Consider the following 22,548-nt stretch of genomic DNA (forward strand, 5'->3'; position numbering starts at 1 on the left):
ATAGAGGACCAGGGCATGGTCGACGAGTTCGTAGCCATGCTCCTCGGCGATCTCCTGCTGGCGACGCTCGATGGTTTCATCGAAGAACTCGATGATCTCGCCGCTCTCCAGGCACACCATGTGGTCATGGTGGTCCTCCTGGGAAACCTCGAAGACGGCATGGCCGCCATCGAAGTTGTGGCGCACCACCAGGCCCGCGGTCTCGAACTGGGTCAGCACGCGATAGACGGTGGCCAGGCCCACATCCTCGCCGGCATCCAGCAGGGTCTTGTAGACGTCCTCGGCGCTCAGGTGATGCTCGCCCTGAGCGTTCTCGAGGATCTGCAGGATCTTGACGCGCGGCAGGGTCACCTTCAGACCGGCCTTGCGTAGTTCATGGTTCTGGTCGGCCATGTTCGCTCTTCGCAGTATCGTGTAGGGTCGGGTATGATCGACCGAAACCACGATAGTGAAGAACGGGCCTAAATGCAAAAGTTGACCAGAATCGTCACCCTTAGCGCCGCCCTGCTGATGGCCAGCGGCTGCAGCTATTTCGGGGTCTACAAGCGCGACATCCCCCAGGGCAACCTGGTGACCGCCGAGATGGTGAACCAGTTGCAACCGGGCATGACCCGCGACGACGTCGTCCATGTGATGGGTCGACCGCTGCTGGAGGCGCCCTTCGACGCCAATGAATGGGACTACGTCTTCTACCTCGACGAGGCCTACGAGGGGGTCGAACGGCGCCGGGTGACCCTGACCTTCGACGGCAATCGCCTGATGGACATCCAGCGTGAGGGCGAGCTCGACGAGGAGATCGAGCTGAGCCCGGTGGAGGGCGTCGGCCCCCAGGTGGAAGGTGCCAGCGCCCAGCCGACCCAGGGCAGCGTGTCCCGGGACGACGGCGACCTCTGACCCCGGGCCAGCCTGGCCCCGACGCCCCGCCGCGGCTCGCCCGGCGGGGCGTCAGCGTTTGTGGGCGGCACGCGCCGCCCGGGCCGCCTTGGGGTCGATGGTCAACGGCCGGTAGACCTCGATGCGGTCGCCGGCACGCAGGCGGTGATGGTCCGGGTCGCGCAGCAGCCGGCCGAAGATCCCCAGGTCGGCCTCGCGGAAGGTCTCCGGCGGCAGCTCGGGAAACGCCGCCTCCAGGCCGGCCCGCGCCACCGCCTCGCGGGCCGTGGTGCCCAGCGGCACCCGGAGGGCGACGAGGCGCTGCCGCCCGGGCAGGGCGAAGGCCACCTCCACGTCGATCTCGGCCATGGCTCAGCGCCCGTAGATGTCGTCGGCACGGTGGGTGAAGGAGTCCACCAGTTGCCCCGCCACCTGCTGGAAGAGCTTGCCGAAGGCCATGCCCAGCAGGCGATTGGCGAACTCGAACTCCATCTCCAGGCTCACCTTGCAGGTATCCTCGCCCATGGGGATGAACAGCCAGCGACCACGCAGGCGCTTGAAGGGGCCGCGCACCAGCGACATCTCGATGCGCTCCGGCTCGATCAGGTCGTTGCGGGTCATGATGCTCTGCTCGATGCCCGCCCGCCCCAGGGTCATCTCACCGATCAGGTGCGCCTCGTCGCGCTCGATCAGGCGGGCACGCCGACAGCCCGGCAGGAACTCCGGGTAGCGCTCGAAATCGTTGACCAGATCGAACATGTCCTGGGGGGTATGCCGCACCATGGCGGTTCGGTTGACCGTTGGCATTGAGCTCTCCGCTGACTTCACAGTGCCCAGGGCGTATCATGAGCCGTCATTTCAGGCCTTGAATGGTACCACGCTTCCCCCCATGTGGAGGGCAGCCGCCACGGGCACGAACACGATACGAGGTTTCATGGCCAACAAGAAAGGCAAGGGCAAGGGCCCCGGCAGCAACGTCATCGCCTTGAACAAGAAGGCGCGCTTCGAGTACCACATCAACGAGACCTTCGAGGCCGGCCTGGCGCTGTCGGGCTGGGAGGTCAAGAGCCTGCGCGCGGGCAAGGCCCAGCTCACCGACACCTACATCCTGGTCAAGAACGGCGAGGCCTGGCTGCTGGGCAGCCACATCACGCCGCTCAACACCATCAGCACCCATGAGGTGGCCGACCCCACGCGCACCCGCAAGCTGCTGCTGCACAGGAAAGAGATCGCCAGGATCTTCTCGCGCACCCAGGACAAGGGGCACACCTGCGTGCCGCTCAAGCTCTACTGGAAGCGCAACCTGGTGAAGTGCGAGCTGGCGCTGGTGACGGGCAAGAAGCTGCACGACAAGCGGGCCACCGAGAAGGACCGCGACTGGAAGCGCCAGAAGGGGCGCATCATGCGGGAACAAATCAAGGCCTGATCTGTCACAAAGTCGCACATCCTGTTAGGATGGTGACTACGGGGGCGACATGGCTTCGACGCCGGTGACAATCCCTGCGGTGCATGCCGAGAGCGTGATGTATCTCGTAAATCCAACATCACGATTAAATAGTCGCAAACGACGAAAACTACGCTCAGGGCGCGCTGGCAGCTTAACAGCCGCTAGCTTCTAGCCCGGCCCCGAAGTGATGTGCCCATTCATCACGGAGGGGATACGAGCCAAGACTGATGGGATCGCGATCGGTGGTGTCCTCTCGCCGGTCGTTAAATCCAAGAGGAATCGCGTCGCTGGATCCTGACCGTCGGAGCCAGGGGCGTTAAATCAGAAGACGGAATCTAAGCATGTAGAGCCAATGGGCGAGTGCCGGCGGACGCGGGTTCGATCCCCGCCGCCTCCACCACTTCAGCAAGCGAATCAAGCACCTACGGGTGCTTTTTTCGTGTCGCACCCGGCCGGTCCGCCACCCTCGCCCCTCCCCCTCGACTTTCGTCTCACCCTTGACGCAAAAACCCCTTGCGGCCAGCCTCAGGGGGGGCGATCATCTGCGCCCTCTCGTCGCCCCTTTCCATTTCCCCGATCTGGATTCGTACCCATGAGCAAAGTCCTGATTATCGGCGCCGGCGGCGTCGGCGGTGTCGTCACCCACAAGTGCGCCCAGCATCCCGAGGTCTTCGGCGAGATCCTGCTGGCCAGCCGCAACGAGGCGAAGTGCCAGGCGATCGCCGCCCAGCTGGATCGCCCCATCCAGACCGCCCAGGTGGACGCCGACGACGTCGAGGCGCTGGTCGCGCTGATCGAGTCGTTCCGGCCCGACGTGCTGATCCACGTGGCCCTGCCCTATCAGGACCTGACCATCATGGAGGCGTGCCTGCGCACCGGCGTGCCTTACCTCGACACCGCCAACTACGAGCACCCCGACGAGGCCAAGTTCGAGTACAAGGAGCAGTGGGCCTTCCAGGAGCGCTACGCCCGCGCCGGCAACATGGCCACCCTGGGCTGCGGCTTCGACCCGGGCATGACCAACATCTACTGCGCCTATGCCCAGAAGAACCTGTTCGACGAGATCCACCGCATCGACATCCTGGACGCCAACGGCGGCGACCACGGCTACCCCTTCGCCACCAACTTCAACCCCGAGATCAACATCCGCGAGATCACCGCGAATGGCCGCTACTGGGAGAAGGGCGAGTGGAAGGAGACCGCGCCGCTGGCCGAGAAGCGCACCTTCGACTTCGACGGCATCGGCGAGAAGGACCTCTACCTGCTCTATCACGAGGAGCTCGAATCCCTCAGCCAGAACATCAAGGGCCTGGAGCGCATCCGCTTCTGGATGACCTTCTCCGACAAGTACATCACCCACCTCAAGGTGCTGGAGAACGTGGGCATGACCAGCATCAAGCCGATCAAGGTCGGCGACTGCGAGGTCGCCCCGCTGGAGTTCCTCAAGGCGGTGCTGCCCGACCCGGCCTCGCTGGGCCCGCGCACCAAGGGCAAGACCAACATCGGCGTGATCCTCGATGGCATCAAGGACGGCAAACGGCGCAAGGTGCATATCTACAACATCTGCGACCACCAGGCGTGCTACGAGGAGGTCAAGTCCCAGGCCATCTCCTACACCACCGGCGTGCCGGCGGTGACCGGCGCCATGCTGATGCTCGAGGGCATCTGGCGGGGCGAGGGCGTGTTCAACGTCGAGCAGCTCGACCCCAACCCCTTCATGGAGCGCATCGGCGACATGGGCCTGCCCTGGCAGATGGTCGAACTCGACCCCGACCACGACCCGCTGGGCTGATCGATGGCAGCTAGGGACAAGACGGTCTACCCGTTCGACATCCACGCCTGCCCCTCGCCGGCCTACGTGGTGGACGACGCCCTGCTGCGCCGCAACCTGGAGCGCCTCGGCGAGGTCCAGTCGCGCTGCGGGGCGCGGATCCTGCTGGCGCTCAAGGGCTTCGCCATGTGGGACTGCTTCCCCATGATCCGCGAGTACCTGATGGGGACCACCTCCAGCGGCCAGGACGAGGCACGCCTCGGTGCCGAGACCTTCGGCGGCGAGGTGCACGTCTACTCGCCGGCCTTCACCGAGCCGGAGATGGACGTGGTGCTGCGCTACGCCGATCACCTGAGCTTCAACTCGCCGGGCCAGTGGCGGCGCTTCCGCAGCCGGATCGCGGGGGCGCCACGCCGGGTCTCCTGCGGCCTGCGGGTCAATCCGGAGCACTCCACCGGTGCGGTGCCGCTCTACGACCCCTGTGCCCCGGGCTCACGGCTCGGTACCCGGGCCGCGGACCTCAGGCCGGACGACCTCGAGGGCCTCGAGGGGCTGCACTTCCACACCCTGTGCGAGCAGAACAGCGACGCCTTCGAGGAGACCCTCGCGGCCTTCGAGGCCCAGTTCGGCCACTACCTGGCGGGCCTGCAGTGGATGAACTTCGGCGGCGGCCACCACATCACCCGCGACGACTACGACGTCGAGCGGCTGGTGCGGGTGGTCCGCGACTTCAAGGCGCGCCATCCGCACCTCACCGTCTACCTGGAACCCGGCGAGGCGATCGCGCTCAACACCGGCTACCTGGTCTGCTCGGTGCTGGACATCGTGGAGAACGACGGCCCCATCGCCATCCTCGACACCTCCGCCACCGCGCACATGCCCGACGTGCTGGAGATGCCCTACCGGCCCGAGATCATCGGCGCCGGCGAGCCCGGCGAGAAGGCCCACACCTACCGGCTGGGCGGCCTGACGTGTCTCGCCGGCGATGTGGTCGGCGAGTACAGCTTCGATGCGCCGCTCGAGATCGGCGATCGCCTGGTGTTCACCGACATGGCCCACTACACCATGGTCAAGACCACCACCTTCAACGGCATCCGCCTGCCGTCGATCTGCCGGGTCGACGAGGCGCGCCGCGCGGTGCGCACGGTGAAGACCTTCGGCTATGTGGACTATATGCAGCGGCTGAGCTGAGCCACCGCTGCATCCGTGAATGGAAACGCCACGACCCTGGGGTCGTGGCGTTTTTCGTGTACTAAGTGTGGGCCTCTCGGCAGGTCGTTCATCCGGCGCCTACCCGGAAAGCGGGAGGTGCGAGGCCGATTGGCGCTCAGCGTTTCGCTCGGCACGGGGTGAATGGCCCATCCTGCGTCGATAGGCGCGTGAAAAGCTCGATACATCGGCAAACCCCAGGTCGAGGGCGATCTCGCTGACCGAGCGATGCGTCTGGCGCAGCCAGTGAGAGGCCCAGCTCAGGCGGCGGCGCATCACGTACTGCTGCGGGGTGAGCCCGAACTGGCGCCGGCAGAGCAGGTGAAGCTGGCTCTGGCCGAGGTGCATGGCCTCGGCCAGGGTCCGATTGTCGGGGGGCAGGGCCAGGCGCTCGTCGATGAAGGCGTCGAGCGCCGCGGCGCACAGGCGACCATGCCGGAGTGCCTCCCTGTCGCCCTGGGCGAGGAGCTGGCTGAACTGGCTCACGAACAGCACGGCCAGCTGGTGATTGATCAGGGCGCGCTGCTCCGGGGTATGGGCCAGCTTCAGTTGGCCGGTGGCGAACTCCACCATGGGCACCAGGGTGGGCGGGAGACTGAGGGTGCGAGGCTCGGCGAACAGGGATTCGCACAAGTCCAGCGTACAGCTCTGCTCCAGTGCCATCAGGCAGGGGTCGTCGGCGTCGAGGTCGAGCACCAGGACCTCGCAGTCGTCATTGCGGCCCAGGTAAAGGTGGGGTTCGCCGGGCGGCAAGATGGCGGCCTGCCCCAGCACGAGCCGCTCTCCTCCGGGACTGAACTCGTAGTCCATGGCACCCCGCCACCCGAGCATCAGTTGGGGGTAGTCGTGGCAATGCTCGCCGGATGTACGGGCGATGCGATTACAGCGGGCCTGCGTATGTGGCATGGCATTCCCTCGAGGCCCGCGACGATTGCGTAGCCTGAATCAACGCTTGCGGAGACAGGGTCAAGAGCCCGGGTCGATAGCCCTCATAGACTGGCCTTGGGCACAGTTGAAATGAGGTTGACATGTATCTCGACGCCGAACAAGTAACCACCAGCCTGCCCTGGGGCGCCCTGGTGGAAGCGCTGGACGCTATCTTCACCCGCACCGTGCACTCGCCGGTACGCCACCACCATCACCTGCAGGTGCCGGGCGACCCGGAGGCGACCCTGCTGCTGATGCCGGCCTGGATCGAGGGTCAGTACCTCGGCATCAAGCAGGTCAACGTCTTCCCCGGCAACAGTGCCCGGGGGCTACCCGGCCTCACCGGCCACTACCTGCTGAGCTGCGCGCGTACCGGCCATCACCTGGCCCAGTTCGAGGCCAATGAGCTGACCGCCCGCCGCACGGCGGCCGCGTCCGCCCTGGCGGCGCGCTACCTGGCCCGCGAGGACGCCGGCGAGCTGCTAATGGTCGGCGCCGGGCGCATGGCCCGCCGGTTGATTCCGGCGCACCGAGCCATCCGGCCGATCCAGCGGGTGCGCATCTGGGACATTCGTGAGGCCTCGGCCCGGACCCTGGCGGAGGAATTCCGCGCCGAGGGGATCGACGCCGAGGCGGTGCCGGAGGACGGCCTGGCCGAGGCCGCCGGCCGGGCCGATATCATCAGCTGCGCCACCCTGAGTCGCGATCCGCTGATCCGGGGCGAGTGGCTGTCGCCCGGCACTCACCTGGACCTGGTCGGCAGCTTCACCCCCTTCATGCGCGAGGCCGACGACGAGGTGATGCGCCGCGGGGCGGTCTTCGTCGATACCCGTGAGGGTGCCATGAGCGAGACCGGCGACCTGATCGATCCGCTGAAGACGGGGGTCATCCAGGAGTCCGACATCCTGGCCGACTTCCCCGACCTGTGCGGCAAGCGCCATGCCGGCCGCCGCGCACTCGAGGCTCCCGACCAGGCCATCACGGTGTTCAAGTCGGTGGGCGCCTCGGTGGAGGACCTGGCGGCGGCCATCCTGGCCTACGAGCGCTGTAGCGCGCCGTCCTGAGCGGAGGGCGGGCTGCGCTTGCCCAATCCCTCGACTCCTGACACAACGACAACAGGGTGGGGCCATACCCCGCCCGGGAGTGTTACGCAAGATGAAGGACCACTCAATCCCCGAGATCCCCGTACCGAGCCTGCCGTTGGCCTTGACCCCCATCGTGCTGACCATCGCGCTGCTCGGCGTGCAGATCTTCTACTACGACGACTTCACCCCGCATATCCCGTTGGCCATCGGCTTCGGCATCACCGCCGTGGTGGGCTGGCTGCAGGGCTATCGCTGGAAGGACATCGAGGCCGGCGCCTTCAAGGTGCTGCACGTGGCGATGCCCTCCATCGCCACCCTGATCATCGTCGGCATGCTGGTGGGCACCTGGCTCGCCAGCGGCACCGTGCCGATGCTGATCTACCTGGGCCTCGAGCTGATCGACCCGAGCTGGTTCCTGGCCGCCGCCATGCTGATGTGCGCGATGGTCTCGCTGTCCATCGGCTCCTCCTGGACCACCGTCGGCACCGTGGGCCTGGCGCTGATCGGCATCGGCGACGCCTTCGGCGTGCCCATCTACTGGACCGCCGGGGCCGTGGTCTCCGGGGCCTTCTTCGGCGACAAGGTCTCGCCGCTGTCGGATACCACCAACCTGACGCCGGCAGTCACCGAGACCAATATCTTCGACCATATCCGCTACATGATGCCGACCACCGTCCCCGCCATGCTGATCGCCCTGGCGATCTACTGGCTGGTCGGCGGCGCCGAGGCCGGGGTCGGAGATTCCCTCGAACGCATCGACCTCATCCAGCGGGGGCTGGCCGACAGCTTCGCGATGGGGGTCTGGCAACTGCTGCCGCTGGTGGTGGTCATCGGCCTGGCCTTCTTCAAGGTGGCCCCGATCCCGGCGCTGTTCACCGGGGTGATGCTGGGCGGCGGCGTCGCCATCCTGACCCAGGGGGCGTCCCTCCACGATGCCCTGACCTTCGCCCATAGCGGCTTCGCCATCGAGACCGGCACCGAGACCCTGGACAGCCTGCTCAACCGCGGCGGCGTCACCTCGATGACCTGGGTGGTGACCCTGATGATGTTCGCCCTGGCCTACGGCGGTGCCCTGGAGCGCACCCGCTGCCTGGAAGCCATCGTCGGGACCATCATGAAGCGCCTCAGGGGATTCCGGGGGCTGCAGACCAGCGCCATCCTGACCTCCATCGCCACCAACGTGGTGTCCGGCGACGTCTACCTGTCCATCGCCCTGCCGGGGCGCATGTACAAGCCCGCCTACGACCAGATGGGCTACTCGCGGCTGAACCTGGCCCGGGCCATCGAGGAGGGCGGCACCCTGGTCTCGCCGCTGGTGCCGTGGAATGCCGGCGGTGCCTTCGTGATGGGCGCCCTGGGACTCACCGTGACCGCCGGTGATTTCAGCCAGCTGCTGTATATCCCGCTGGCCTTCGCCTGCTGGCTGTCACCGCTGATCGGCATCCTCTATGCCCAGCTCGGCTGGTTCTCCCGGCGGGCCGAGCCCGAGGCATCGGCGGACGCGGCCGTGGCGGAGGACCGGGCATGACCCGGGCCGCCTCCCCCTGCCGGATCGCGGTGATCGGCGCCGGCGTGGTGGGCATGACCACCGCGCTGGCCCTGCAGCGCCAGGGGCATGCGGTCAGCGTGCTCGACCCCCGGGGCCCGGGGGAGGGCGCCTCCTACGGCAATGCCGGTTTCCTGGCCACCGAGCTGATCGACCCCCTGTCGACGCCGTCCACCCTGAGCAAGGCGCCACGCCTGTGGCTCGACCCCCACGGGGCCCTGGCCATGCCGCTGCGCTACCTGCCGCGGATGGCGCCCTGGCTGATGCGCTTTATCGCCGCGGCCCGCCCGTCGCGGGTCGCGGAGGGGCGTCGGGCCCTGGCGGCCCTCAACGGCGCCGCGGTGGCCGCCTGGCGGCGCTGCCTGGCCGATATCGGCGCCGAGGAGGAGTTGGTGGCCTCGGGGTACCTGCTGGTCTGGGAGTCCGGTCGGGGCCGGGCCGCGGCCAAGGCGCAGATGGCCCACCTGCAGCACTGGGGCATCGAGGTGGAATGGCTCGAGGCGGAAGAGATTCGCGCCCGCGAGCCGGGCCTGACGGGCGAGCTGAGCCATGGGCTCTCCTTCCCCGGCGCCCACCAGGTCCGCGATCCCCATGCCCTGGTGCGGCGCCTGGCCGCGGCCTTCGAAGCCCGCGGCGGGGTTATCCGCCAGACGAGGGTGGAGCGCCTCGAGCCGTATGGCGAAGGCGTTCGCCTGCATACCGACGCCGGCGAGTGGGACGCGGACCGGGCGGTGGTCGCCGCGGGGGCCCGGAGCCACCACCTGGCCCGTGACCTGGGCCTCGAGGTGCCGCTGGAGACCGAGCGCGGCTATCACCTCACGCTGCCCCAGAGGGGGCAGCCACTGCGCCAGCCGGTGGGCTCGGCGGAACGCCGCTGCGTGATGACGCCGATGCGTTGCGGCCTGAGGATCGTCGGCTTCACCGAACTGGGCGGGCTCTCGCTGGCTCCGATCAGGCGCCGCTATGCCTCGCTGCGCCGCCATGCCGGGGCCCTGCTGGCGGATCGGCAGGGCCTCGACCACGGTGCAGAGGAGTGGATGGGCTTCCGGCCGACCCTGCCCGACTCCCTGCCGGTGATCGATACCCATCCGGACGTTCCGGCGGTGCACTTCGCCTTCGGCCACCAGCACCTGGGCCTCACCCAGGCGGCGATCACCGCGGAGTTGCTGGCCGCACGCATGGCGGGAGACGCCCCGGCCCTGGACCTCGCCCCCTATCGGGTGACCCGCTTCTCGCGGCGCTGGAAAACTGAGTAGGCGCAACCCCGGCCGGGGCGCCTACGCTAGATGAATGACTTTCGACAATGACGACGCCATCCGAGACGGTATATCGACGAGGCGATGCGCGTCGCTGGGGAGATCTAGCATGAACGAAGCCAACCTTCATCCGCAGGGCGCCGTGAGCGCGCCGCGGGCGCGCATCCGCGACCATTATGCGATCGACGAGGCAACGCTGCTGCACGGGCTCGTCGAGCGGATCAAGCTGTCGGAGGACGACCGGCGCCGGGTGGCCGAGGTCGGCGCCCACTATGTGGAGCGCGTGCGCAAGGAGACCTCGCCCTCGATGATGGAGGCGTTCCTGGCCGAATACGGGCTCTCGACCGAGGAGGGCGTCGGCCTGATGTGCCTGGCCGAGGCGCTGCTGCGGGTGCCCGATGCCGAGACCATCGACGACCTGATCCACGACAAGATCGAGCCGTCCGACTGGGGCGCCCACCTGGGCAAGTCCTCGTCGTCGCTGGTCAACGCCTCGACCTGGGCGCTGATGCTGACCGGCAAGGTGCTGGAAGAGGATCCCAAGGGGCCGGTGCGGGCGCTGCGCGGCTTGGTGCGGCGGATGGGCGAGCCGGTGGTGCGCACCGCCGTCGGCCAGTCGATGAAGATCCTCGGCCGCCAGTTCGTGCTCGGCCAGACCATCGAGGAGGGCATGAAGAATGCCCGCGAGCTCGAGAAGCAGGGCTACACCTACTCCTACGACATGCTGGGCGAGGCGGCGCGTACCGACGCCGACGCGCGGCGCTATCACCAGGCCTACGCCACGGCGATCGCCGCCATCGCCAAGCAGGCCAAGGGCGACGTGCGCGGAAGCCCCGGGATCTCGGTGAAGCTCTCGGCGCTGCACCCGCGCTACGAAACCACCCACCGCGACACGGTGATGACGACCCTCGTGCCGCGCGCCCTGGAGCTGGTGCAGCAGGCGGCCAAGGCCAACATCGGCTTCAACATCGACGCCGAGGAACAGGACCGCCTGGACCTGTCACTCGACGTGATCGAGGCGCTGCTGGGCGATCCCGGCCTCGCCGGCTGGGACGGCTTCGGGGTCGTGGTGCAGGCCTACGGGCGCCGCGCCGCCCCGGTGATCGAGGCGCTCTACGAGATGGCCGAACGACTCGACCGCCGGATCATGGTGCGGCTGGTGAAGGGCGCCTACTGGGACACCGAGATCAAGTTGTCGCAGGAGATGGGGGTCGAGACCTTCCCGGTCTTCACCCGCAAGGTCAACACCGATGTCAGCTACATGGCCTGCGCGCAGCTGCTGCTCGACCGGCGCGATCGCATCTATCCGCAGTTCGCCACCCACAACGCCCATACCTGCGCCGCCGTGGTGGCCATGGCGGGCGACGACAAGGACAGCTACGAGTTCCAGCGCCTGCACGGCATGGGCGAATCGCTGCACCACATCGTCAAGCAGGCGGAGGGCACGCATTGCCGCATCTACGCCCCGGTCGGCGCACACCGTGACCTGCTGGCCTACCTGGTGCGGCGGCTGCTGGAGAACGGGGCGAACTCCTCGTTCGTCAACCAGGTGGTGGACGAGGCGATTCCCCCGAGCGAGGTCGCGAAGGACCCGGTGGCCGGGATGCGGCGCCTGGGCGACACCATCGCCAGCCCGCTGATCCGCCAGCCCGGCGAGCTGTTCGCCCCCGAGCGCAAGAACTCCCGCGGCTACCGGATCAACGAGCCGGCCTCGATCCTGCCATTGTTAGCGGCGCGCGAAAGGTTCGCCGATACGACCTGGACCGCCGCGCCCATGCTCGCCGGAAGCCCCGCCCCCCAGGGGGCGGCGCGCGATGCCCTGTCGCCCGCCGACGGCTCGCGGGTGGTCGGCCGGGTGCATGAGGCGACGCCCGTCGAGGTGGCGGCCGCGCTGGACGCCGCCGAGGGCGGCTTCCGCGACTGGTCGGCGCGGCCGGTGGCCGAGCGGGTCGAGGTGCTGCGCCGCACCGCCGATCTCTATGAGGCGCACATCGCCGAGCTGACCGTGATCGCCACCCGCGAGGCCGGCAAGATGATCCTCGACGGCATCGCCGAGGTGCGCGAGGCGGTGGATTTCCTGCGCTACTACGCCTGCGAGATCGAGCGGCTGGAGGCGGAGGAGCCGGGCGAGGCGCGCGGCATCTTCGTCTGCATCAGCCCGTGGAACTTCCCGCTGGCCATCTTCACCGGCCAGATCGCCGCGGCGCTGGCGGCCGGCAACGCGGTGCTCGCCAAGCCCGCCGAGCAGACGCCGCTGATCGCCGCCCGCGCCGTCGAGCTAATGCGCGAGGCCGGCCTGCCGGAAGCGGCGCTGCAGTTGCTGCCCGGCGACGGGCCGACGGTGGGCGGGCCGCTGACCCGCGACCCGCGGATCGCCGGCGTCTGCTTCACCGGTTCGACGGAGGTGGCGCGGCTCATCCACCAGGCCCTGGCGAAGAACGCGGGGCCGGATGCGGTGCTGATCGCCGAGACCGGCGGGCTCAATGCCATGATCGTGGACTCGACGGCGCTGACCGAGCAGGCGGTGCGCGACATCCTGATCTCGTCCTTCCAGTCGGCTGGCCAGCGCTGCTCGGCGCTGCGCATGCTGTACGTCCAGGAGGAGGCGCGCGAGCGGCTGCTGACGATGCTCGACGGGGCGATGGACGCGCTCTCCATCGGCGATCCCTGGAACACCGACACCGACGTCTCGCCGGTGATCGACGCCGAGGCCCAGGCCGACATCGCCGCCTATGTGGCGACGCAGCAGAAGGCCGGCAAGGTGCTCAAGACGCTGCCCGCGCCGGATGTCGGCACCTTCGTCACCCCCGCCGTGGTCGAGGTCGGGGGCATCGAGGATCTCGAGCGCGAGATCTTCGGCCCGGTGCTGCACGTGGCCACCTTCAAGGCGCGGGACCTCGACGGGGTGGTCGATGCGATCAACGCCAAGGGCTATGGGCTGACCTTCGGCCTGCACACCCGGATCGACGACCGCGTGCAGCAGGTCGTCGAGCGACTCCATGTCGGCAATGTCTACGTCAACCGCAACCAGATCGGCGCCATCGTCGGCTCACAACCCTTCGGCGGCGAGGGCCTCTCGGGCACCGGGCCCAAGGCCGGCGGCCCGCTCTACGTCAACCGCTTCCGCCGCACCGCCGCCGCCGAGCGTCACGAGGCGCCCCAGGGCGACGCCGTGTCCCTCGAGGCGCTGCAGTCGGCCCTCGATGGCCTGGACGCGCGCAACTGGGCGGCGCGTCCCGATCGGGTCGAGGTGCTGCGCCGCGCGCTCGCCGGCAAGCGCGGGGTGATCCGCAAGGCGCTCGCCGAGACCGCGGCCCTGGACATGACGCCGCATACGCTGCCGGGGCCGACGGGGGAAAGCAACCGGCTGTCGTTCTATCCCAAGGGCCCGGTGCTGTGCCTGGGGCCGACCCTCGATATCGCCATCGCCCAGGCGGCGCAGGCGCTCGGCGCGGGCTGTGCGGCGGTGCTCGCAGCCCCCGGTGCGGCACAGGCCGTGCGGCCGCTGATCGAGGCCGGGGCCCCCGTCGCCGCCCTCGACGGCCGCGTCGCGGCCGAGACGCTGAGCGCGGTCAAGGGCATCGCCGCGGTGGCCGCGGTCGGCGCCGGCGACTGGACCCGCGAGCTGCGCCTCGCGCTCGCCGAGCGCGACGGCCCCATCGTCTCGCTCGAGACCCAGGCCATCGCGCCGGCGCGCTACGTGGTGGAACGCCACCTGTGCATCGACACCACCGCCGCGGGCGGCAACGCCAGCCTGCTGGCGACGGCCGAATAGGCGCGCCGGCGCTGTCGGGTGACACCGCCCCCCAGCGATCGTCCCCATGCGAAGGGGCATGGGCGCACCCTGACCGGTGCGCCCTCTCTGACGGCGCGGTGGATGGGGAAAGGGACTTACTCGCCGCGGACTTGGCGCCGGTTGCGTATCCACAGCGTGGCGGCGACGAAGTAGGTCCCCGTCAGCGGCACGATCAGCCACTTGTAGGTCTCGACATAGTCGATGGCGCCGGCGCCATCCCCGCTCCAGGCCCAGAAGCTCGCCAGCAGGATCACCACCAGACAGGCAAGGGCCAGGAAGTACCAGGGGTCGCGGCGATTGACCGGCGGATGGGGCTGGGCGGTGACGCCGGGCAGCTCGGGCGGCTCCACCGGACCGTAGGCCGCTTCGTGGTAGTCGATACCCGATTCGGTCTCGACCCCCATGACGCGACACAGCAGCGGATAGACGACGAAGGACGTCAGCCACACCGGGATGAACACCGTGAACAGGTGGACCTGGGGCAGGCCGATCATGAGGATGCCCACGGCCACCCCGGCGACCCAGGTGAGGAGGGCGGGCCGGTTGTCCTCGAGGCCCTTATGCTCACGCCACAGCGGGCGGATGCCGAGTCGGGGCAGCACGAAGTGCTCGGCGGCGATGATGGCACCGATGGGCGCCATGGCCATGATCAGGTAGGACATGACGTCCAGGAGCGAGGTGAAGGCGAAGGGGAAGCAAGCGATCACGGTGGTGGCGGCGCCCACCGTCAGGCTGACGTTGAAGGGCTTGTGGCGATGGAACACGGACTGGAAGGCCAGACCCGCCCGATAGAGGCTCGGGATCGAGGTGGTCCAGCCGGCGACCACCACGGCCACCAGACCCATGGCGCCGAGGATGCGATAGGCGATGGCGCCCGGGTCCAGCCCGATCAGCTGTTCCTTGAGCAGCAGCGCGGCGGTGGCGCCCATGATGCCGGCACACACCCAGGCCATGAAGTGGCCGATGTACATGCCGGCCGCGGAGAAGTAGCCATAGGAAGACTTGCGCGCGAACCGCAGGATGCTCATGTCGCTCATGCCCAGGTGCATCGGCAGGTTGACGCCCCAGGCCCAGGCGGCGATGACCCAGATGCTGATCCCCGCTTCGCCGTCCGGCGTCTGCCCGGTCCAGACCAGGCCGTCGAGCACCGCCCCCAGGCCGCTCAGGCCCTGCTGGGTGCCCAGATGGGTGACGATCGGCACGGACAGGATGCCGCTGACCAGGAACATGGTCGCCATCCAGGGCGCGCAGACCGTCGAGAAATTGGCGATCAGCTTGAAGCCCTTCAGGGTCAGGAAGACGGTGAAGGCCCCCACGCCAAGCGCCAGCACCACGAAGCTGACGCTGGTGGGGTAGAGCCCGGTCTGCGGCGGGATATCGGTCATGGCCCGAAACGCCGAGGCCGACACCGTGATCATGGCGCCGGCCACCACGGCGTAGAAGATGCCGTTGACGATGTTGTAGAGGTAGGAGACCTTCTTGCCCGCCAGGCGGGCCAGATACCAGTAGACCGTCATGCGCGAGCGTGTCGCCACCGGGCTGCAGACCCAGGCCCAGGACAGTACCGCCATGAGGTTACCGAGAATCAGGCCCCAGATCAGGTCGCTGGTCGAGACGCCCAGCGACACCAGGGCGGCACCGATGACGAACTCGGTGCCCGCCACGTGCTCCCCGGAGTAGGCCCCGAGGAAGTATTTGCCGCTCAGCTGCTTGCTGGGCGGGATGCGTTGGTACTCGAGCTCATCGCTCTGCGCGACGTCTTCCCCGGCCGGGGAAGCAGACGCGTCGGTCGCTTGTATGCTCATGACGCTCACCCGCTGTTGTTGGATGGTCGTTGAGGCGGGACCGGGGCAGCGCCCCTTCCGGCCGCAGCCGACGTCAGGTCCCGGATGCACAATGGAATATACATTCCAATGCTGATCAGAACAAACATTTCATTCGATACTTTAGTATGAGAGAATGGACATTCCCCGCCGGCACCGTCGAGAAACCGCGCCGCGGCATTGACCGGGTCGGCGATCTGCTGGCGCCACGCCGGGGCGATGGTCACGAGGGGCATGGCGTCATCCTCTGAAAAAGCGCGCCGGGCACTCGGCCCGGCGCGGTCATGCTTCGAACCCAAGACTGGGCGTCAGTGGGTCGGCATGGTGAAGTGGTTGGTCTCCTCACGAATGCCGCTCGGCCAGCGCTGGGTGATGGTCTTCATGCGGGTGTTGAAGCGCACGCCGTCGGGGCCGTGCATGTGCAGCGGACCGAACAGCGAGCGCTTCCAGCCACCGAAGCTGTGGAAGGCCATGGGCACCGGGATCGGCACGTTGACGCCGACCATCCCCACCTGGATCTGCTCGCAGTACTGGCGCGCGGCGTCGCCGTCGCGGGTGAAGATGGCGGTGCCGTTGCCGAACTCGTGGTCGTTGATCATCGCCACGGCGTCGTCGAAGCTCGCCGCCCGGGCGATGGCCAGCACCGGGCCGAAGATCTCCTCACGGTGGATGCGCATGCCCGGCGTGACGTGATCGAACAGCGACCCACCGAGGAAGAAGCCATCGCCGGCCCCCTCGACGCGCGTCTCACGGCCGTCGACCACCAGCTCGGCGCCCTCGTCCACGCCGGTCTGGATGTAGCCGCGGACCTTCTCCAGGTGCTCACGGGTGACCAGCGGGCCCATGTCGTTGTCGGGGCCATCCACCAGCCCGGGACCGACGCGCAGCTTGTCGAGCTCGGCGACCAGCTTCTCGCGCAGGCGCTCGGCGGTCTCCTCGCCCACCGGCACGGCCACGGAGATGGCCATGCAGCGCTCGCCGGCGGAGCCGTAGGCGGCCCCCATCAGCGCCCCGACGGCCTGGTCCAGGTCGGCATCGGGCATGATCACCATATGGTTCTTGGCCCCCCCCAGGGCCTGGACGCGCTTGCCATGGGCCGAGCCGGTCGCATAGATGTACTCGGCGATGGGCGTGGAGCCGACGAAGCTCACCGCCTCGACCCGCTCGTCGGTGAGCAGCACGTCCACCGACTCCTTGTCGCCGTTGACCACGTTGAAGACGCCGTCGGGCAGGCCGGCTTCCTTGAGCAGCTCGGCCAGGCGGACCGAGGTGGACGGATCTTTCTCGGAGGGCTTCATCACGAAGGTGTTGCCGCAGGCCAGGGCGATGGGGAACATCCACATCGGCACCATGGCCGGGAAGTTGAACGGCGAGATGCCGGCACAGACCCCCAGCGGCTGCATCATCGAGTAGCTGTCCACCCCGGTGCCGACGTTCATGGAGTGCTCGCCCTTCTGCAGGTGCGGGATGCCGCAGGCGAACTCGACGACCTCCAGGCCACGGGTCACCTCGCCCTTGGCATCGGAGAACACCTTGCCGTGCTCGCTGGAGATCAGCCGCGCCAGCTCGTCGGCATGCTCCTCGACCAGCGCCTTGAACCGGAACAGGATGCGCGAGCGCTTGAGCGGGGTGACCTTCGACCAGCCGGCGAAGGCCTCATGGGCGACGCGCACCGCCTCGCGGGTCTCGTCGGCGGACGACAGGGCCACCCGCAGGCTCTCTTCACCGGTGGCGGGATTGTAGACCGGCGCGGTGCGCCCGCTCTGGCTGGCCACGGCCTGGCCATGGATAAAGTTGCCCAGAATGCTCATATGAGGTGCTCCTCTTGAAGTCTCGAATTACTCGGTAACGATCAGGCCGGCCTCGGCGCAGAAGCGCTGCAGGTTGTCGTGCCCCAGGCGGGCATAGGTCAGCGGATGGGCCACGGCGGGGTCCTGCTCGGCCTCGACCACCACCCAGCCCGCGTAACCGCTCTCGCGCAGCCCCTTGAAGAGGGTCACGTAGTCGATGTAGCCGTCGCCCGGCACGGTGAACATGCCGCCCAGCACGCCGTCCAGGAAGCTCAGGTCGCGGTTGCGCACGTCGGCCAGCACCTCCTTGCGGATGTCCTTGCAGTGCACATGAACGATGCGCTCGGCGTAGCGTTTCTGCACGGCGACCGGGTCGCCGCCGGCGCCCACCAGGTGGCCGGAATCCAGCAGCAGCCCCACCGACGGCCGGGTCTCGGCCATCAGCCGCTCGACCTCTGCCTCGGTCTCGATCACCGTGCCCAGATGGTGGTGATAGGCGATCCGCACGCCCTGCTCCTGGCAGTAGTCGGCCACCTCGTTGAGGCGCGGGATGAAGGTCTGCCACTCCGCCTCGCTCATGCGCGGGCTATGGCACAGCGGCACATCGCGCTGGCCGTGCACGCAGTGGGTGACCTCGCAGAACACCATCGCCGTGGCGCCCAGCGACTTGAGCAGGTGCAAGTGCGGCTTGAGCGCCTCGATCTCCTCCTCGGCGCTGCGGGTCAGCAGCGAGCTGCTGTACCAGCCGGAGACCAGGGAGAGGCCATGCTTGTCGAGGATGGGGCCCAGCACCTCGGGATCGCGGGGGAACTTGTGACCCAGCTCGAAGCCGGAGAAGCCGGCCTGCCTGCCCTCGGAGAGACACACCTCGAGAGGCGTATCACCGCCGAGAGAAGGCATATCGTCGTTGGTCCAGGTCAGCGGGTTGATGCCCAGTCTTACGCTCATGGCGAACTCCTGAAACGTTGTTGGGGTTAGAGGTTCTGGAACTGACGGGCCTTGTAGGCCTCGTAGCGCTCACGGGCTTCCTTGACCTCGGCGCGCTCGGAGACCTCGGGCACCGCCACGTCCCACCAGGAGCCGCCGTCCTGGGTATCGGCCAGCGCATCGGTGTCGATGGCGATCACGTAGCTGGTAGCGGAGGCCTTGGCGCGCTCCAGCGCCGCCTCGAGCTCCTGGATATTGCCGACCTGCTCGGCCTTCGCCCCCAGCGCCGCGGCATGGGCGGCGAAGTCGGTCTTGGGCGCGCCACCCTCCACGGTCAGGCAGTCGTCGAGCAGGTTGTTGAAGCCGGGGCCGCCGCAGAACTGCTGCAGGCGGTGGATGCAGCCGTAGCCGCGGTTGTCGAGCACCACGGCGATGATCTTGTGGCCCAGCATCACCGAGGTGGCGATCTCGGAGTTGAGCATCAGGTAGGAGCCGTCGCCGACCATGACGAAGACCTCGTCGTCGGGCCTGGCCATCTTGGCGCCCAGGCCGCCGGCCAGCTCGTAGCCCATGCAGGAGTAGCCGTACTCCATGTGGTAGCCGCGGTCGTTGCGGGTGCGCCACAGCTTCTGCAGCTCGCCGGGCAGGCCGCCGGCGGCGCACACCACGATGCCCTGGTCACCGGCGGCGCGATTGACCGCCCCCACCACCTCGGCATCGCAGGGCAGCTCGGTACCCCGATCCGCCGTCACCTCCTCGACGGTGCGGTTCCAGTCGGCGCGCAGCTCGGCGGCCTGCTCGATCCAGGCGCCCTCGGGCCGCCAGCCCTCCAGGCCGGCGGTCAGCTCCGGCAGGCTGAGCTTGGCATCGCCCACCAGCGCCTGGCCCTTGTGCTTGACGGCATCGAAGGAGGCAACGTTGAGGGAGAGCAGCTTCGCCTCGGGATTGATCATCGCCCGGGAGCCGGAGGCGAAGTCGCCCAGGCGGGTGCCCACGGCGACGATCAGGTCGGCCTCGGCGGCCAGGGCGTTGGCGGCCGCGCCGCCGGTGACGCCGATGGTGCCCAGGTTCTGCTCATGGTCCCAGGGCAGCGCGCCCTTGCCGGCCTGGGTCTCGCCCACCGGCAGGTGGTAGCCGGAGACGAAGGCGTCGAGTTCCGCCAGGGCACCCGAGTAGTGGGCCCCGCCCCCGGCGATCACCAGCGGCTTCTTCGCCTGGCGGATCAGGGCGATGGCCTCCGCGAGCTCCTGGCGGTCGGCGGCCTGGCGACGCAGGCGGTGCACCTTCTCGGCGAAGAAGTGCTCGGGGTAGTCGTAGGCGAAGGTCTGGATGTCCTGGGGCAGCGCCAGGGTGACCGGACCGCACTCCACCGGATCGGTGAGCACCCGCACCGCCTGGGGCAGCGAGGTGAGCAGCTGTTCGGGGCGGGTGATGCGATCGAAGAAGCGGCTCACCGGCTTGAAGCAGTCGTTGGTGGTCAGGGTGTGGTCGTGGAAGGCCTCCACCTGCTGCAGCACCGGGTCGGGCATGCGCGTGGCGAAGGTGTCGCCCGGCAGGAAGAGCACCGGCAGGCGGTTGACATGGGCCACCGCGGCGGCGGTGACCATGTTGGTGGAGCCCGGCCCCGCCGAGGCGGTGCAGGCCATCACCTGACGGCGATTGAGGGTCTTGGCATAGGCGATGGCGGCATGCGCCATGCCCTGCTCGTTGTGGGCGCGATAGGTGGGCAGGCGCTCCCGAGCCTGGTACAGCGCCTCGCCGAGGCCGGCCACATTGCCATGGCCGAAGATCGCCCAGACCCCGGGAAACAGCGGCTTGATCTCGCCGTCGAGTTCGACCTTCTGGGCCATCAGGTAGCGGACGACGGCCTGGGCCATGGTGAGTCGGATAGTCTTCATATCAGTAACCCTTCAACAGGATCGTTCGAGATCAGGCGCGCTGGCGCGCCTGCCAGCTTTCCACCAGCTCGACATAGTTGGCCGTTACGGCCTCGATCAGTTGCTCGTCGTCGTAGTCGCCGCGCAGCCACTTGCGGCTCGGCTCGCCGAAGATGGTGCGGCCCACCGCAAAGCCCCTGCACGCCTCGGCGCCCGCGCTATCCATGATCCCCTTCTTGAGCGCCTCGGCCGGCGCGTCCAGGCCCAGCATCACCACGCCGCGGCAGTGGGGCGCGCGCTCGGCGAGCAGGTCGCCGATGCGACGCCAGGCGGCCGGGGTCTGGGGCGGTAGTTTCCACCAGTCGGGCTGCACGCCCAGGTTGTAGAAGCGCTGCATGGCGTTGAGGTATGTATCGTCGTCGCTGGCCAGGTCACGGGGCGGAATGATCTCCAGCAGCAGCTCGTGGCCCGACTCGCAGCAGGCGCGATAGAGTTCGATCACCTGGCGCTCCTGGGCGCGTCGCAGCTCCACCTGGTCCTCGGGATGGTAGAACACCAGGCACTTGACGATATGCTCGCGCGGCCAGGTCTTGAGCCGCGAGCCGATGCTGCGGCCGCCCTCCAGCTCGATGGGCCGCGAACTGGGCAACTCCACCGGCCGGCCGATCCACCAGCCGCGGCCGGTGACGTCGTTGAGGGCATCCTGGCCGTAGGTATCGTCGATCAGCACGCCGACCTGGCTCTCACCCAGCCGCTCGCTGCCACGCTCGGTGGCCTGGACCAGCAAGCGCTTGAGGGGGCTGATGCGTGACGGATCGGCGCCCTCTTCCCTGGCCATATCGAACAGCTGCTTGCGGTGGTCGAAGGCCAGGATGCACAGATCCCGCCACTCGGTGGGCGCGCGCTGGGTGGTGACTCGATGCAGGTAGTTGAGCCGCTCGTCGAGGTCCGGGCGGGGGATCGACTCGGCGCGCTCCAGGTAGTCGTCGAGCTCCTCGCCGCTGGGAATGGCCGGGGCACAGCCATGGCGGGAGACCACCAGGGCGCCGCAGGCGTTGGCGTAAGCACAGCTGTGCGCATGGGACTCGTCACGCAGCCAGCCGCGCAGGAAGCCGCTCAGGAAGGCATCCCCCGCGCCCAGGACGTTGAGTACCTCGACGCGCACCCCGGTATGTACCTCGAAGTCGGCCTCGCTGCCGGGGATCTCGCCGTCGAGCACGGTGCAGCCCTGGGCGCCCAGCTTGAGCACGATGGTGGCGTCGGTGAGTTTGCGAATATTCTTCAGGGCGGTGATGGTATCGGTGCTGCCGCCGGCGATATGCACCTCTTCCTCGGTGCCCACCACCAGGTCCAGGTCCGGCAGGATGCTCTGCAGGTGGCGGCTGACCCCCTCGTCGGAGATGAAGCGGGTCTCGCCATCGCCCAGGGTGGTCAGGCCCCACAGCACCGGCCGGTAGTCGATGTCGAGGATCACTTTGGTGCCCGCCGCCTTGGCGTATTCGATGGCGGTCTTGCTGGTCTGGTAGGTCTGCTCGGTGGAGAAGTGGGTGCCGGTGATCAGCAGCGCCCGGCTGGAAGCGATGAACTCCGGGCCGAAGTCGCCGCTGTCGACCGCCATGTCGGCGCAGTCGTGGCGGTAGAAGATCAGCGGGAAGGTGTCGCGGTCCTTGATGCCCAGGATCACCAGGCCAGTGAGACGCTCGGGGTCGGTCACCACATGGCTGGTGTCGACTCCGGCCCGGGCCAGCTCCTCGCGCACGAAGCGTCCCATGTGCTCGTCGCCCACCCGGGTGAGCATGGCGGATTTCAGGCCCATGCGGGCGGTGCCATAGGCGATGTTGCCGGACGAGCCGCCGAGGTACTTGGCGAAGCCACTCATGTCCTCCAGGCGGCTGCCGAGCTGGTCGCCGTAGAGGTCGACGGCGGCACGCCCCAGGCAGATCAGGTCCAGTGTCTTGGTGTCGTTCATGAGATCACATCCTACGCTTGGCCAGTCTCGAGCCCTGCGCGGATGTCACGGCTCCGCGGCTCGGCCGGTCGGTTTGTTGGAAATCGCGTTTAGTCCGTGTGTTTCATTGAAGACCAGTTTAGAACAAAGATTCCATTCAATCAATAAATGGAAAAGATGATTCGTTATGCTTTGGTCGCATGGACGTGACGCCGTGACCGGGAAGAGAGACAGCGATCGACAAACGAAACGGCCCCGGCCCCCCTCGGGGGG

General features: G+C 68.1%; 18 protein-coding genes and 1 other RNA gene. 10 read left to right on the top strand and 9 right to left on the bottom strand.

The genetic code is table 11. The annotated features are described in order from the left end of the window. Nucleotides 1-393, bottom strand: a 393-nt coding sequence (gene fur / locus QWY80_RS14335) for a ferric iron uptake transcriptional regulator (protein WP_290232790.1), incomplete at its 3' end; no start/stop codon positions are given. Between the two features lie 72 nt (nucleotides 394-465). On the opposite strand from fur, the gene QWY80_RS14340 reads away from it, so the two are divergent. Then, on the top strand, nucleotides 466-894 hold the full coding sequence (locus QWY80_RS14340; protein ID WP_290232793.1) for an outer membrane protein assembly factor BamE: 429 nt from the start codon (nucleotides 466-468) through the stop codon (nucleotides 892-894). A 51-nt stretch (nucleotides 895-945) separates the two neighbouring features. On the opposite strand, the gene QWY80_RS14345 is transcribed toward QWY80_RS14340, so the two are convergent. Both QWY80_RS14345 and QWY80_RS14350 read right to left on the bottom strand, forming a co-directional pair. Continuing rightward, the gene (locus tag QWY80_RS14345) at nucleotides 946-1,242 is read right to left on the bottom strand and encodes an RnfH family protein (RefSeq protein ID WP_290232796.1); all 297 of its coding nucleotides are present in this window, start codon (nucleotides 1,240-1,242) and stop codon (nucleotides 946-948) included. A 3-nt stretch (nucleotides 1,243-1,245) separates the two neighbouring features. Beyond that, a complete protein-coding gene (locus QWY80_RS14350; RefSeq protein ID WP_290232797.1) occupies nucleotides 1,246-1,680 on the bottom strand; it encodes a type II toxin-antitoxin system RatA family toxin in 435 nt (144 codons plus the stop codon). Between the two features lie 127 nt (nucleotides 1,681-1,807). Between QWY80_RS14350 and smpB the strand changes: the two genes are divergently transcribed. From smpB to nspC, 4 genes are all read left to right on the top strand, one after another. Next, nucleotides 1,808-2,299, top strand: a complete 492-nt coding sequence (smpB, locus tag QWY80_RS14355; RefSeq protein WP_290232800.1) for an SsrA-binding protein SmpB — start codon at nucleotides 1,808-1,810, stop codon at nucleotides 2,297-2,299. 40 nt (nucleotides 2,300-2,339) lie between these two features. Further along, nucleotides 2,340-2,720, top strand: a transfer-messenger RNA (tmRNA) gene (gene ssrA / locus QWY80_RS14360). Between the two features lie 192 nt (nucleotides 2,721-2,912). Beyond that, nucleotides 2,913-4,112: a saccharopine dehydrogenase family protein gene (locus QWY80_RS14365; RefSeq protein ID WP_290232802.1), complete on the top strand. Its 1,200-nt coding sequence runs from the start codon at nucleotides 2,913-2,915 to the stop codon at nucleotides 4,110-4,112. Between the two features lie 3 nt (nucleotides 4,113-4,115). Beyond that, nucleotides 4,116-5,282, top strand: coding sequence for a carboxynorspermidine decarboxylase (nspC, locus tag QWY80_RS14370; RefSeq protein ID WP_290232805.1), 1,167 nt, complete (start codon nucleotides 4,116-4,118; stop codon nucleotides 5,280-5,282). A gap of 99 nt (nucleotides 5,283-5,381) precedes the next feature. On the opposite strand, the gene QWY80_RS14375 is transcribed toward nspC, so the two are convergent. Beyond that, a complete protein-coding gene (locus tag QWY80_RS14375; RefSeq protein ID WP_290232808.1) occupies nucleotides 5,382-6,206 on the bottom strand; it encodes a helix-turn-helix transcriptional regulator in 825 nt (274 codons plus the stop codon). Nucleotides 6,207-6,328: 122 nt separating this feature from the next. Here QWY80_RS14375 and lhpI point away from each other — a divergent pair, with 122 nt between their 5' ends. The 4 genes from lhpI (at nucleotide 6,329) to putA (ending at nucleotide 13,889) form a co-directional block, all read left to right on the top strand. Beyond that, complete coding sequence (gene lhpI / locus QWY80_RS14380; RefSeq protein ID WP_290232810.1) at nucleotides 6,329-7,291, top strand: bifunctional Delta(1)-pyrroline-2-carboxylate/Delta(1)-piperideine-2-carboxylate reductase; 963 nt, start codon at nucleotides 6,329-6,331, stop codon at nucleotides 7,289-7,291. Between the two features lie 91 nt (nucleotides 7,292-7,382). Further along, nucleotides 7,383-8,840 (top strand): Na+/H+ antiporter NhaC, encoded by a 1,458-nt coding sequence (gene nhaC / locus QWY80_RS14385; RefSeq protein ID WP_290232812.1) that lies wholly within the window; start codon nucleotides 7,383-7,385, stop codon nucleotides 8,838-8,840. Beyond that, on the top strand, nucleotides 8,837-10,114 hold the full coding sequence (locus QWY80_RS14390) for an NAD(P)/FAD-dependent oxidoreductase (RefSeq protein ID WP_290232815.1): 1,278 nt from the start codon (nucleotides 8,837-8,839) through the stop codon (nucleotides 10,112-10,114). Before nhaC ends, QWY80_RS14390 begins: the two co-directional genes overlap by 4 nt. Nucleotides 10,115-10,223: 109 nt before the next feature. Next, nucleotides 10,224-13,889 carry a bifunctional proline dehydrogenase/L-glutamate gamma-semialdehyde dehydrogenase PutA gene (gene putA, locus QWY80_RS14395; protein ID WP_290232817.1) on the top strand — a complete coding sequence of 1,222 codons (3,666 nt, stop codon included), beginning with the start codon at nucleotides 10,224-10,226 and terminating at the stop codon, nucleotides 13,887-13,889. Between the two features lie 116 nt (nucleotides 13,890-14,005). On the opposite strand, the gene QWY80_RS14400 is transcribed toward putA, so the two are convergent. Beyond that, nucleotides 14,006-15,715, bottom strand: coding sequence for a purine-cytosine permease family protein (locus tag QWY80_RS14400; protein WP_290232819.1), 1,710 nt, complete (start codon nucleotides 15,713-15,715; stop codon nucleotides 14,006-14,008). A gap of 146 nt (nucleotides 15,716-15,861) precedes the next feature. Between QWY80_RS14400 and QWY80_RS14405 the strand changes: the two genes are divergently transcribed. Next, the gene (locus QWY80_RS14405) at nucleotides 15,862-15,984 is read left to right on the top strand and encodes a hypothetical protein (protein ID WP_290232820.1); all 123 of its coding nucleotides are present in this window, start codon (nucleotides 15,862-15,864) and stop codon (nucleotides 15,982-15,984) included. Nucleotides 15,985-16,041: 57 nt separating this feature from the next. On the opposite strand, the gene QWY80_RS14410 is transcribed toward QWY80_RS14405, so the two are convergent. From QWY80_RS14410 to QWY80_RS14425, 4 genes are read right to left on the bottom strand one after another with little or no spacing between them, the layout of a single operon-like run. Then, on the bottom strand, nucleotides 16,042-17,544 hold the full coding sequence (locus QWY80_RS14410; RefSeq protein ID WP_290232822.1) for a CoA-acylating methylmalonate-semialdehyde dehydrogenase: 1,503 nt from the start codon (nucleotides 17,542-17,544) through the stop codon (nucleotides 16,042-16,044). A 27-nt stretch (nucleotides 17,545-17,571) separates the two neighbouring features. Beyond that, nucleotides 17,572-18,471, bottom strand: coding sequence for a myo-inosose-2 dehydratase (gene iolE, locus QWY80_RS14415; RefSeq protein WP_290232825.1), 900 nt, complete (start codon nucleotides 18,469-18,471; stop codon nucleotides 17,572-17,574). Nucleotides 18,472-18,497: 26 nt separating this feature from the next. After that, entirely contained in the window at nucleotides 18,498-20,348 is a 1,851-nt protein-coding gene (gene iolD, locus QWY80_RS14420) for a 3D-(3,5/4)-trihydroxycyclohexane-1,2-dione acylhydrolase (decyclizing) (protein WP_290232827.1), read from the bottom strand. Between the two features lie 31 nt (nucleotides 20,349-20,379). Next, on the bottom strand, nucleotides 20,380-22,296 hold the full coding sequence (locus QWY80_RS14425; protein ID WP_290232828.1) for a bifunctional 5-dehydro-2-deoxygluconokinase/5-dehydro-2-deoxyphosphogluconate aldolase: 1,917 nt from the start codon (nucleotides 22,294-22,296) through the stop codon (nucleotides 20,380-20,382). Nucleotides 22,297-22,548 lie beyond the last annotated feature (252 nt).

The organism is Halomonas ramblicola, assembly GCF_030409215.1.
Classification (GTDB): domain Bacteria; phylum Pseudomonadota; class Gammaproteobacteria; order Pseudomonadales; family Halomonadaceae; genus Halomonas; species Halomonas ramblicola.